At 59.3% G+C, this 12,708-nt stretch carries 11 protein-coding genes; 9 read left to right on the top strand and 2 right to left on the bottom strand.

Going from position 1 to position 12,708, the window contains the following annotated elements; all coding sequences use genetic code 11:
* Positions 1 to 210: 210 nt before the first annotated feature.
* The 6 genes from dsbC to ACW9IR_RS26020 all read left to right on the top strand — a co-directional run bounded on the left by dsbC (position 211) and on the right by ACW9IR_RS26020 (position 6,373).
* Entirely contained in the window at positions 211 to 942 is a 732-nt protein-coding gene (gene dsbC, locus ACW9IR_RS26045; protein WP_095119347.1) for a bifunctional protein-disulfide isomerase/oxidoreductase DsbC, read from the top strand.
* Between the two features lie 131 nt (positions 943 to 1,073).
* A complete protein-coding gene (locus ACW9IR_RS26040) occupies positions 1,074 to 2,378 on the top strand; it encodes a homoserine dehydrogenase (protein WP_007908972.1) in 1,305 nt (434 codons plus the stop codon).
* Positions 2,379 to 2,487: 109 nt separating this feature from the next.
* Positions 2,488 to 3,897, top strand: coding sequence for a threonine synthase (thrC, locus tag ACW9IR_RS26035; protein ID WP_095119346.1), 1,410 nt, complete (start codon positions 2,488 to 2,490; stop codon positions 3,895 to 3,897).
* Between the two features lie 120 nt (positions 3,898 to 4,017).
* Positions 4,018 to 5,391: a transporter substrate-binding domain-containing protein gene (locus ACW9IR_RS26030; RefSeq protein ID WP_457465496.1), complete on the top strand. Its 1,374-nt coding sequence runs from the start codon at positions 4,018 to 4,020 to the stop codon at positions 5,389 to 5,391.
* A 117-nt stretch (positions 5,392 to 5,508) separates the two neighbouring features.
* Complete coding sequence (locus ACW9IR_RS26025) at positions 5,509 to 5,916, top strand: response regulator (protein WP_102900586.1); 408 nt, start codon at positions 5,509 to 5,511, stop codon at positions 5,914 to 5,916.
* A gap of 175 nt (positions 5,917 to 6,091) precedes the next feature.
* The gene (locus ACW9IR_RS26020; RefSeq protein WP_457465494.1) at positions 6,092 to 6,373 is read left to right on the top strand and encodes a DUF3509 domain-containing protein; all 282 of its coding nucleotides are present in this window, start codon (positions 6,092 to 6,094) and stop codon (positions 6,371 to 6,373) included.
* A 176-nt stretch (positions 6,374 to 6,549) separates the two neighbouring features.
* On the opposite strand, the gene ACW9IR_RS26015 is transcribed toward ACW9IR_RS26020, so the two are convergent.
* Positions 6,550 to 7,530 carry a TIGR02285 family protein gene (locus ACW9IR_RS26015; protein WP_180988115.1) on the bottom strand — a complete coding sequence of 327 codons (981 nt, stop codon included), beginning with the start codon at positions 7,528 to 7,530 and terminating at the stop codon, positions 6,550 to 6,552.
* Entirely contained in the window at positions 7,457 to 8,656 is a 1,200-nt protein-coding gene (locus ACW9IR_RS26010) for a CaiB/BaiF CoA transferase family protein (RefSeq protein WP_457465492.1), read from the bottom strand. Before ACW9IR_RS26010 ends, ACW9IR_RS26015 begins: the two co-directional genes overlap by 74 nt.
* Positions 8,657 to 8,802: 146 nt before the next feature.
* Between ACW9IR_RS26010 and ACW9IR_RS26005 the strand changes: the two genes are divergently transcribed.
* From ACW9IR_RS26005 to ACW9IR_RS25995, 3 genes are all read left to right on the top strand, one after another.
* A complete protein-coding gene (locus ACW9IR_RS26005) occupies positions 8,803 to 9,345 on the top strand; it encodes a YaeQ family protein (protein WP_150729512.1) in 543 nt (180 codons plus the stop codon).
* A 55-nt stretch (positions 9,346 to 9,400) separates the two neighbouring features.
* Positions 9,401 to 11,110: a single-stranded-DNA-specific exonuclease RecJ gene (gene recJ / locus ACW9IR_RS26000; protein ID WP_102900584.1), complete on the top strand. Its 1,710-nt coding sequence runs from the start codon at positions 9,401 to 9,403 to the stop codon at positions 11,108 to 11,110.
* A gap of 285 nt (positions 11,111 to 11,395) precedes the next feature.
* Positions 11,396 to 12,502 carry an NADH:flavin oxidoreductase/NADH oxidase gene (locus ACW9IR_RS25995; protein WP_457465490.1) on the top strand — a complete coding sequence of 369 codons (1,107 nt, stop codon included), beginning with the start codon at positions 11,396 to 11,398 and terminating at the stop codon, positions 12,500 to 12,502.
* Positions 12,503 to 12,708: the final 206 nt, after the last annotated feature.

The following is a 12,708-nucleotide window of genomic DNA, read 5'->3' as shown; positions in this document are numbered from 1 at the left end:
TGACAACACAGTGCTGAATGAAGGACCGCTATCGCGAGCAGGCTCACTCCTACAGGTTCTTCAGTGCTCTCAAAATCTATGGCGACAGGCGCATTCGGCCACCGTGGCCTTATGTGTTAGGCTTTGCCGGTTTGCACGATGGACGGTTATGACCCGGTGTTCCGGCACGGGCGTTCTGATCGATCCATTTGTCCGCCTTCAGGAGTTCTCATGCGTCTGACCCAGATTTTCGCCGCCGCAGCCATTGCGTTGGTCAGCACCTTTGCCGTCGCCGATGACGCGGCCGACAAAGCGATTCGTCAAAGCCTGGAAAAACTCGAACTCGAGGTTCCGGTAGAAAGCATCAGCGCCAGCCCGTTGCCGGGCATGTACGAAGTCAAACTCAAAGGCAGCCGCGTGCTCTACGCCAGCGCCGATGGCCAGTACATCGTTCAGGGCTATCTGTTCCAGCTCAAGGACGGCAAACCGGTCAACCTGACCGAGAAGACCGAACGCCTGGGCATCTCCAAACTGGTCAATGCCATCCCGGTCGCCGAAACCGTGGTTTACCCGGCCGTGGGCGAAACCAAATCGCACATTACCGTGTTCACCGACACCACCTGCCCGTACTGCCACAAGCTGCACGCCGAAGTGCCGGAGCTGAACAAGCGCGGCATCGAAGTGCGTTACGTTGCGTTCCCGCGCCAGGGTTTGAACTCGCCGGGTGACGAGCAACTGCAAGCCGTGTGGTGCTCGAAAGACAAGAAAGCCGCCATGGACAAAATGGTCGATGGCAAGGAAATCAAGGCCGCCAAGTGCGATAACCCGGTTTCCAAACAGTTCGCCCTCGGTCAGTCGATCGGCGTGAACGGTACACCGGCCATCGTTTTGGCTGACGGACAAGTCATTCCGGGCTACCAGCCTGCGCCACAAGTCGCCAAACTGGCGCTGGGCGCGAAGTAAATTCGCATCGTCACGGTCAGCCGTGACGATCATGGTCCGGCAGCCACATCGCCGGGCCATTAATAGAGAGCCGCGAGCACGCGGTTGTTTTCCGGCCGACCCCGCGTCGGCCGTTTTATGGGGAGTTCACAGTGAATCCGGTCAAAGTAGGCATCTGTGGGTTAGGGACCGTCGGTGGCGGTACCTTCAACGTACTTCAGCGCAACGCCGAGGAAATTGCTCGTCGTGCCGGGCGTGGAATCGAAGTGGCACAAATTGCCATGCGCACGCCAAAGCCTCAGTTCCAGACGACCGGTATTGCGATTACCAACGATGTCTTCGAAGTGGCCACGAACCCTGAGATCGACATCGTCATAGAGCTGATGGGCGGCTACACCGTTGCCCGCGAGCTGGTACTCAAGGCCATCGAGAATGGCAAGCATGTGGTCACCGCGAACAAGGCTCTGATTGCCGTTCACGGTAATGAAATTTTCGCCAAGGCTCGCGAGAAAGGCGTGATCGTCGCATTCGAAGCGGCCGTGGCCGGTGGCATTCCGGTGATCAAGGCGATCCGTGAAGGTCTGTCCGCCAACCGCATCAACTGGGTCGCCGGGATCATCAACGGCACCGGTAACTTCATCCTCACCGAAATGCGCGAGAAGGGCCGTACCTTCGAAGACGTGCTGGCCGAAGCGCAGGCACTGGGTTACGCCGAAGCCGATCCGACCTTCGACGTTGAAGGCATCGACGCCGCGCACAAGCTGACGATTCTGGCCTCCATCGCCTTCGGCATCCCGCTGCAATTCGACAAGGCCTACACCGAAGGCATCACCAAACTGACCACCGCCGACGTCAACTACGCCGAAGCGCTGGGCTATCGCATCAAGCACCTCGGTGTCGCTCGCAGCACCGCTGCCGGTATCGAGTTGCGCGTACACCCAACGCTGATCCCGGCCGATCGTCTGATCGCCAACGTCAACGGCGTGATGAACGCAGTGATGGTCAACGGTGACGCCGCCGGTTCGACGCTGTTCTACGGCGCTGGCGCCGGCATGGAGCCAACCGCTTCGTCGGTGATCGCCGATCTGGTCGACGTGGTTCGTGCCATGACTTCCGACCCGGAAAACCGCGTGCCGCACCTGGCCTTCCAGCCGGATTCGCTGTCGGCCCATCCGATCCTGCCGATCGAAGCCTGCGAAAGCGCTTACTACCTGCGCATTCAGGCCAAGGACCATCCGGGCGTACTCGCTCAGGTGGCGAGCATCCTCTCGGAGCGCGGCATCAACATCGAGTCGATCATGCAGAAGGAAGTCGAGGAACACGACGGTCTGGTGCCGATGATCCTGCTGACCCACCGTGTCGTGGAACAGCGCATCAACGATGCCATCGCCGCCCTCGAAGCGCTGGCCGGCGTGAATGGTCCGGTTGTCCGGATCCGCGTCGAGCACCTGAACTAAACAGAAGCAGCTGCAAGCTTCGAGCTGCAAGCGGCAAGAGAAAAGCGGTCTGGCTTTTACTTGCAGCTTGTAGCTCGTAGCTTGAAGCTCAAACCGAAGGTTTGAAATCATGCGTTATATCAGTACCCGCGGCCAGGCACCGGCCCTGAATTTCGAAGACGTCCTGCTGGCTGGTCTGGCGACCGACGGCGGTCTGTACGTTCCGGAAAACCTGCCACGTTTCACCCAGGAAGAGATTGCTTCCTGGGCCGGCCTGCCGTATCACGAGCTGGCTTTCCGGGTGATGCGCCCGTTCGTCACCGGCAGCATTCCGGACGCCGATTTCAAAAAGATTCTCGAAGAAACCTACGGTGTGTTCTCGCACAGCGCCGTCGCGCCGCTGCGTCAGCTGAACGGCAACGAATGGGTCCTCGAGCTGTTCCACGGCCCGACCCTGGCGTTCAAGGACTTCGCCCTGCAACTGCTCGGTCGTCTGCTCGACTACGTGCTGGAAAAGCGCGGCGAGCGCGTTGTCATCGTCGGCGCTACTTCCGGTGATACCGGTTCGGCCGCTATCGAAGGCTGCAAGCACTGCGAAAACGTCGACATCTTCATCCTGCACCCGCACAACCGTGTGTCCGAAGTGCAGCGTCGCCAGATGACCACGATTTTCGGCGAGAACATCCACAACATCGCCATCGAAGGCAACTTCGATGACTGCCAGGAGATGGTCAAGAACAGCTTCGCCGACCAGAGCTTCCTCAAAGGCACGCGTCTGGTGGCGGTGAACTCGATCAACTGGGCGCGGATCATGGCCCAGATCGTTTACTACTTCCACGCAGCGCTGCAGTTGGGCGGCCCGGCGCGTTCGGTGTCGTTCTCGGTGCCAACCGGCAACTTCGGTGACATCTTCGCCGGTTACCTGGCACGCAACATGGGCCTGCCGATCAACCAGTTGATCGTCGCCACCAACCGCAACGACATCCTGCATCGCTTCATGAGCGGCAATCAGTACGTCAAGGAAACCCTGCACGCCACGCTGTCGCCGTCGATGGACATCATGGTCTCGTCGAACTTCGAACGCCTGCTGTTCGACCTGCACGGTCGCAACGGTGCGGCGATCGCCGGGCTGATGGACACGTTCAAGCAAGGTGGTGGCTTCAGCGTCGAGCAAGAGCGCTGGACCGAAGCACGCAAACTGTTCGACTCGCTGGCTGTGGACGATGCGCAGACTTGCGAAACCATCGCCGAAGTCTACGAGCAGTGCGGTGAAGTGCTGGATCCGCACACCGCCATTGGCGTCAAAGCTGCACGCGAATGCCGACGCAGCCTGGACATCCCGATGGTGATCCTCGGCACCGCGCATCCGGTCAAATTCCCGGATGCAGTGGAGAAAGCCGGTGTAGGAAAAGCACTCGAACTACCTGCACATCTTTCTGATTTGTTTGAGCGAAACGAGCGCTGCACCGTTCTGCCAAACGAGCTGAAAGCCGTGCAGGCCTTTGTCAGCCAGCATGGCAACCGCGGCAAGCCGCTTTAAGCCTGCAAAAGCTGTCACATTTTGAAGCCCGTCTCCTGACGGGCTTTTTTGTTTCTGCTGCCACACTGCTCGGGTTTTCACCCACGAAGGACGGGTGAGTCGATCACGAAGGAAGTGGCAATGCTGTTTTATAGAGGTTTGAAACCGGCACTGGGCTGGTTGTTCTTGTTCGGATTGCTTGGGTTGATGCGCTGCAGTGTGGCGGCGCAACTGGCGCTGAATGATGACGTTATGGCACTCAACGTCGAGCCTGTTGAACTGGACGCACACGAGCGCCAATGGATTCGCGACAATCCGCGGGTAACGGTAGCGTCGGTGCAATACCCGTTGTATCTGTTCCAGGATGAACATGGACAGTGGAGCGGTTTGAACAATGATGTGCTCAAGCGCGTCACTGCGATGACCGGGTTGAAGTTCATGCATCAGGAGTCGTTTTCCACCGATCACATGCTGGAGCGTCTCGAAAGTGGCCAGGCGGACATCAGTACGACCCTGGCGATGAGCGATGAACGCAAGGCGTTTCTGGATTTCAGCCACGCCTTCGGTGGGGCTGGCTGGGTGTTTGTCGGGCGCGCCGGTGCGCCGTCGGTAGAGTCACTGGAGCAGCTGGCCAAACGGGTGCTGGTGTTGCCGGCCCGGCACGCCCTGGAGGATGTCATTCGCCGCGATTACCCGTCGATCGAGATCCGTTCGGTCAAGACTTACGCCGAAGCGCGGGCATTGGTCGAAAGCGGCGAGGCCTACGCGACGATCGAGAATGAAATCGGAGCGCAACTGTACCCGCTGGGGCTGCTTAAGGTGGGTGGCTTGGTGGAAGGCAAATGGGAGGCTGATCATCTGGCCGTGCGCAAGGGCATGCCAGAGCTATTAAGTATTCTCAACAAGGCACTGGAGGCCTTTCCCGCTCCCGAGTTACGCGCCATTCGCCTGAAGTGGCTGGAGGGGATCTCGCTCAAGCCCGTCCCCACGCTCTGGCAACGGATGATTGAGTGGGGCTGTTGGGCAGCGGTGATCCTCGGTGTGTTCGGCTCGCTGTCGCTGGTGTGGAACCGCCGCCTGACGGTGGTGATCAAGCAACGTCGTGCTGCCGAGAAAAGTCTCGGTGATCAATTGGCTTTCCAGTACGCACTGATCGACTCCATGCCTGATCCGATGTTTGTCCGTGATCTTCAGGGGCGGCTGGTCATGTGCAACCGCAGCTATGAAGAGGCGCTTTCGGTACGTCAGGATCAGGTGCAGGGGCGGTTGTTGATGGAGGTCGATGCGCTGCCAGAAGCAACCGCGCGCATGCTTCACGACGAATTCATGGTGCAGTTGCGCACGCGTAAGTCACGTTTCAGCAAGCGGCAATTGCTGTTCAAGAACGGTACGCGGGAGGTCTATCAGTGGACGGTGCCGTTTTACAGTGTCGACGGCAAATTGCGCGGACTGCTGGGCGGCTGGACGGACATAACCCAGCGCCGGGCGGAGAGCGGGTGCCGATGTCTGCATTGAAAATGGGAAATGTCCTATAAGACGCGGCTACTTTTCCGATGGGAGGCTTCAAAGGGCTGCCCTACAGTGAGTGGCAACTGCGGTGAGAGTCCGCGATTGTCGCTTCAGAGGTCGCCCATGCGCTCGCTTAAAGTCCTGATTCTTGAACCCAATCCGTTCCAGCTGATGGCGTTGCACCAAATGCTCAATGCTATCGGCATTTATGATGTCCTGACCGCGTCATCGCTGGCATCGGCCTTATGTTCACTGGGGCATCGTGGCGTGGTCGATATCGCTATTTGCGATCCGCAGCTCAAGGGCGGTGATGGCCTGGCCCTGATCCGGCACGTAGCAGTGGAGCGCGAAGCGCGGGCGCTGATCCTGCTGGGCGCGGTGGCGCCGAGCGTGCTCAACGACCTCCAGCCGTTGCTGTGCGAGCATCGGTTGCGACTGCTGGGGCGTCTGCAAACACCTGTTTCGGCGGTACTGATGCGCAGTTTGCTGGACAGCTACCTGATTTCTCCTTCGATGCCGGTCGAGGCCTGAAGCGGCCGGTTATTTTTCTGTCATCTTTGCCGTGCATGCTCTGACAGACCGGTGACACCTCCGTGACACGCCGGTGCTGGCGAGCGGAATGCAGAACTTTCTTCTCGGGCCGGTGGTCATTTACTGTGGACACGCCCCAGACACAATGTTTTCGGACTATTGAGTGGAGATCGAGATGGAAAGTATCAGTCTATTGCTCGGTGAGGCTCTGAGCCCGTATCAGGTTTCTTTGTCTCCAAGCGGTGCCCACGGTGAATGCCTGGTGACCTTGAAGAACAGCAACGGCGCGATTGTGGTGGAGCGCCAATTCAACCCGGCGCAGTTGACCGACAAGCGTCAGTTGACCGATGTCGTTGACGGCTTGCACCGCGACATTCTGATTGCCGAAGGACGCCTGGAGCCCTGTGTGATTGCGGCCTTGCGTAACGCGGCTCTGGACAAGCGTCCGGCGCTCTGAAAATCAAACATCTATTGTGGGAACCTTCCTGCATCCCTGTCAGTCAGACCCCATGACAGCAGGATCAAGCATTGTGCTCCGGTGCTTGTCGCTTGCTGTTACGGGCCTTATGCAGGCCACGTTTAACCCCGAGTCGTCTCCCCACTTCTCGGGGTTTCTTTTTGTCTGCAATTTGCTCAGGGCGCCGCTTGTTGCTTGAAGAATGATCGGGCCTGTTCGAGGTAATCGCTTCGCATCGCCGGGTCCAGCCAGTCGGCGTACAACTGGTTCAGTTGATCGTGGGGAAGGGTGCGCAGCAGTTGGTTTATTTCGCTGATTGCCTGACGGCCCTGGTGTGTGTCGGAGCAGCCGATGTAGCCCGACAGATATTTACCGGTGCCGCGGATCGGATAAAACAGCAACTCGTCTTCGGCGATTTGCGCCAGATGAGCCTGATAACGAATTTCTGGCCAATAGCCCAGCACCACCTGTAATCGCCCCAGGCGCTGCATCATCAGCAGACTGTTCAGGGCGTCATTGCCGTAATGAGGTGTCAGTGCGTTGCGAGGTGCCTGGCGCAGCAGGTCATCGACCATTTCACCGTAACTGCGCTCAGCCACGACACCGATTTTCTCGTTGCCATTGGCCAGGAGCGCTGCCAGATCGATTTCACCCTCCACGAGAAACGGCGCCAACACTTCGCGATCTTTCTGACGCACCACCAGCCCATTACTGACGGCGCGAAAGGCCGGGATGGAGTACGCGATCCATTGCGCCCGCTCTTTGCTCCAGATCAGCGACGGGTCGCAGGTGAAGGAGGCTTCGTGAAGCATCTGAATGCCTCGGGCTCGGTTGACCCGCATCAGCTGGTGTTCGTATTGCGGCATGCCGGCGATCAGCATCGGCATGAGGTGATCAATGACGCCCTGGCCCTTTTTCGGGCCTTCGAAAATAGTCAGCGGTGGCAAGTCGCGCAATAACCAGGTCAATGTCGGTTTCGCCTGAGCCCAGGCTGGCAAGGTCAGTAGAAACACCAGGCCGAACAGCCGCCACGTCCACCACTGGTGGGCGCGGTTGGCGTCCGGTGTTGGCAGGCGTTTCAGCTCAAATGGCTCCGTCTTCGCGCAACCGGGCGATCTGCTTTTCGTCGTAGCCAAGCTCGTGGAGTACCTGCGCATTGTGTTCACCGAGCTGCGGCCCGACCCATTCGGAGGAGCCCGGTGTCTCTGAGAGTTTCGGCACGATCCCCGGCATCTTGAAGGGTTTCCCGTCCGGCAGTCTGGCGTGAAGGAACATTTCTCGGGCTAGATACTGCGGGTCGTTGAACATGTCTTCGGCGCTGAATATCCGGCTGACGGGCACCTCGGCCTGATTAAGCAGATCGAGCACGCTTTGCAGAGGCAGCGAATTGACCCAACGATCGATCACGCCATACAACTCGTCGCGGCGCTGGTCGCGACCGTCGTTGCTCGCCAGTGTCGGATCGTTAGCCAGGTCTTCACGGCCGATGATCAGCATGAAGCGTTTGAAAATCGCGTCACCATTGGCGCCGATCTGCACGTGCTTGCCGTCGGCACTGGTGTGGATGGAGGAGGGCGTGATGCCGGGCATAATGTTGCCGGTGCGCTCGCGGATAAAACCGAACACGTCGAACTCCGGCACCATGCTTTCCATCATCGCGAAAATCGCTTCATACAAGGCCACATCGACGACCTGACCGGTGCCACCGTTGACTTCGCGATGACGCAGAGCCATCAGCGCGCCGATCACGCCCCACAACGCGGCAATCGAATCGCCGATGGAGATCCCGGTACGCACCGGTGGCCGGTCCTCGAAACCGGTGATGTAGCGCAGACCGCCCATGGACTCGCCGACCGCGCCGAAGCCGGGCTGATCTTTCATCGGCCCGGTCTGACCGAAACCGGACAGGCGCACCATCACCAGTTTTGGATTCAGCGCGTGCAAGGTGTCCCAACTCAGGCCGAGTTTTTCCAGGACACCGGGACGGAAATTCTCGATGAGGATGTCGGCTTCGCTGAGCAGTTGTTTCAGGATCGCCAAACCGTCAGGGTGTTTGAGGTTCAGCGTCAGCGACTTTTTATTGCGCGCCTGGACAAACCACCACAGCGACGTGCCTTCATACAGTTTTCGCCACTTGCGCAATGGATCACCGCCGTCTGGCGACTCGATCTTGATCACTTCAGCGCCGAACTCGCCGCAAATACGCGAGGCAAACGGCCCGGCAATCAATGTACCCAATTCAATGACTTTCACACCGCTGAGCGGTTTGTTGGCGGACGGCATACTGAATCCTGTAGGACAAGGCTAAGCAGATACAGCGTTTTAACATAGCCGGCTGTCAGACGCCGCAGGTTGATCGCCATCAATTCGATGATTGCCTACCGCATCGGTTAGACTTGCCGACTTTCCTCGTATCAAGAAGCCCGTTCATGGCCCAGCCGTCCACTACCTACAAATTTGAACTGAACCTCACCGACCTCGACCGCAGTGTCTACGAGAGCGTCAAGCAGACCATCGCCCGTCACCCTTCGGAAACCGAAGAGCGCATGACCGTGCGATTGTTGGCCTACGCCCTCTGGTACAACGAGCAGTTGTCGTTTGGTCGTGGTCTGTCAGACGTGGATGAACCTGCACTGTGGGAAAAGAGCCTGGACGACCGTGTTCTGCACTGGATCGAAGTTGGCCAGCCTGATGCCGATCGCCTGACCTGGTGCTCGCGCCGCACCGAGCGCACCAGCCTGCTGGCCTACGGCAGCCTGCGTGTCTGGGAAACCAAGGTGATCCCGGCGATCAAGAACCTGAAAAACGTCAACATCGCTGCAGTCCCGCAAGACGTGCTGGAAACCCTGGCCAAGGACATGCCCCGCGTTATCAAGTGGGACGTGATGATCAGCGAAGGGACGATCTTCGTCACCGACGACCGTGGTCAGCACGAAGTCCAGTTGCAATGGCTGCAAGGTGAGCGCGGCTGATCCCGCGTCACCACCGGAATAATCCCACGTAATCAAGAGAAGTCTCCGTCACCCCATGCGTATCGAACCTCGCCAACTGCCTGCCACTCTGCCTTTTCTCGGTGATCTGCCGCCGCTGTTGACCCGCTTGTACGCGGCGCGGGGCGTGCAGTCCGAGGCTGAGCTGGACAAGAGCCTGGCGCGGTTGATCCCGTTCCAGCAGCTCAAGGGCATAGACGCAGCGGTAGACCTGCTGGTGACGGCGCTGGAACAACGTCAGCGCATCCTCATCGTCGGCGATTTCGATGCGGACGGCGCGACGGCCAGCACTGTCGGCATGCTCGGTTTGCGCTTGTTGGGCGCGGCGCATGTCGACTATCTGGTGCCGAACCGCTTCGAATATGGCTACGGCCTGACCCCGGAAATCGTCGAAGTTGCGCTGACCCGCGAGCCGCAATTGCTGATCACCGTCGACAACGGCATCTCCAGTGTCGAAGGCGTGGCCGCCGCCAAACGCCACGGCCTCAAAGTGCTGATCACCGATCACCACTTGCCCGGTGATGAGCTGCCGCAGGCCGATGCGCTGGTCAACCCGAACCAGCCCGGTTGCGAGTTCCCGAGCAAGGCGCTGGCCGGCGTCGGGGTGATTTTCTATGTGTTGATGGCATTGCGTGCGCGCCTGCGCGGCCTCGGCTGGTATGAAAATAAACCGCAGCCGAACATCGGTGAACTGCTCGATCTGGTGGCGCTGGGCAGCGTCGCCGACGTGGTGCCGCTGGACGCCAATAACCGGATTCTGGTGCATCAAGGCCTTGAACGCATTCGCGCCGGTCGCGCACGGCCGGGGATCAAAGCGATCCTTGAAGTCGCCAAGCGTGACGCTGCACGCATTACCTCTACCGATCTCGGGTTTATCGTCGGCCCGCGTCTGAACGCGGCCGGGCGTCTGGATGACATGAGTCTGGGCATCGAATGCTTGCTCACCGCCGACGCCAACCTGGCCCGGGAAATGGCCGCGCAACTGGACGGCATGAACCAGGATCGCAAATCCATCGAGCAGGGCATGCAGCGTGAAGCGCTGGCGCAGCTCAAGGACTTGCCGGTCGAGTCGATGCCGTTTGGTTTGTGCCTGTTCGATCCCGAGTGGCACCAAGGTGTGATCGGCATTCTCGCGTCGCGGATGAAAGAGCGTTATTTCCGTCCGACCATTGCTTTCGCCGATGCGGGCGATGGTTTGCTCAAGGGCTCGGGGCGTTCGGTGCAAGGCTTCCACATTCGTGATGCCTTGAGCGTGGTCGCGGCGCAGCATCCAAACCTGATCGCCAAGTACGGTGGTCACGCAATGGCGGCCGGTCTGACCTTGCCGCAAGAGAATTTTCCGCTTTTCGCCGAGGCCTTTGACGCTGAGGTGCGTAGGCAACTTCGCGAAGAAGACCTGACCGGGCGCATGCTGACCGATGGCACGCTGGCGGTTGAAGAATTCCACCTCGAACTGGCCCGCGCCTTGCGCCACGCCGGGCCTTGGGGACAGCACTTCCCGGAGCCGCTGTTTCATGGCGTGTTTCAGTTGGTCGAACAGCGAGTGGTCGGCGAACGGCATCTCAAAGTGGTGCTGAAGAGCGAATGTGGCTCGGTGAAGCTGGATGGCATTGCCTTTGGCGTTGATCGCGATATCTGGCCGAACCCGACGATTCAGTGGGTTGAACTGGCTTACAAGCTCGACGTTAACGAGTTTCGGGGTAACGAGACCGTTCAGTTGATGATTGCCCACATCGAACCGCGCTGACGCCTTCGCGAGCAGGTCGAATCGTCGCACCGTCGCTCCCACAGGGATGTGCATTCCAAAATGTGGGAGCGGGGTTACTCGCGAGAGCGTCCTTTCACACACTGAATCACTCTGAACCCTCCTTTATCCCCGGTTGTCGACTAGGCTCTAAGCACTGCTTGATTGGCCTTGTGACGTCTTGTCGAATTTTTTGCCCGCGGGGGCGGGTGCTGCACCTTTTTCCTGTCACTCGTCGACTATTCAAACAGAACCCTGGAGCCTGCCCACTGATTTGAGAGGTGCCCCATGAGTCTGCTGCTTGAACCCTTCACTCTTCGCCAACTGACCCTGCCCAACCGCATCGCTGTATCACCGATGTGCCAGTACTCGAGCGTCGATGGCCTGGCCAACGACTGGCATCTGGTGCACCTCGGTAGTCGCGCGGTGGGTGGCGCCGGTCTGGTATTCACTGAAGCCACAGCCGTCACGGCCGACGGGCGCATCACCGCCGAAGACCTCGGCCTGTGGAACGACGAACAGATCGAACCGCTGCAACGCATTACCCGATTCATCACGTCCCAAGGCGCAGTCGCCGGCATTCAATTGGCTCACGCCGGGCGCAAGGCCAGCACCCATCGGCCGTGGATCGGCAAACATGGCAGCGTCAAACCGGAAGATGGCGGCTGGACACCGGTCGGGCCGTCGCCGATTGCTTTCGATCCGCAGCACACTCAACCGAAACAGCTCGACGAAGGGCAGATTGCTGACGTCATTCAGGCATTTGTCGATGCCGCCAAACGCGCGCTGAAGGCTGGGTTCAGTGTGGTTGAGGTGCATGCGGCGCATGGGTATCTGCTGCATCAGTTTCTTTCGCCGCTTAGCAATCAGCGCCGCGATCAGTACGGTGGTTCGTTTGAAAACCGCATTCGTCTGGTACTGCAAGTTACCGAAGCGGTCAGGGCGGTCTGGCCTGAGGAATTGCCGGTGTTTGTCCGCGTATCCGCCACCGACTGGGTTGAGGACGGCTGGAACCCGGATGAAACCGTGGAGCTGGCGCGACGCCTGCACACCCTTGGCGCGGATCTGATCGACGTGTCGTCGGGCGGGACAGCGGCCAACGCGGAAATTCCGGTGGGGCCGGGTTATCAGACGCGTTTCGCCGAGCGTGTGCGTAAGGAGTCAGGCATCGCCACCGGCACTGTGGGAATGATTACCGAGCCGGCGCAGGCCGAGCACATTCTGCGCACCTGTCAGGCCGACATCATCTTCCTCGCGCGGGAGCTGCTGCGTGATCCGTACTGGCCGTTGCATGCCGATGATGATCTGGGTGGACGCAAAGCGGTGTGGCCGGCGCAGTATCAGCGCGCGACTCATCGGAATCAGCCGATTCATGAGTCTGATTTGCGCGATTGAGTGTTAGCGATAAAGCAAAAAGCCCCGGTCAGTGATGGCCGGGGCTTTGTTTTTGTCTGATGATTGTATTTTGCCTGTGCTGCCGCCTTCGCGAGCAAGCTCGCTCCCACAGTTGATTTCGGTCGATCGCCGGATTTGTGACCGACGGATTCAATGTGGGAGATTCTATGGTTGAGGGGAAGCCCTCAACTGACTTTTGCCTGATA

It is taken from the genome of Pseudomonas sp. SDT291_1_S447, from assembly GCF_054070155.1.
Note: the sequence above shows the minus strand (reverse complement) of the source record. Positions and strands in the feature narration are given on the sequence as shown.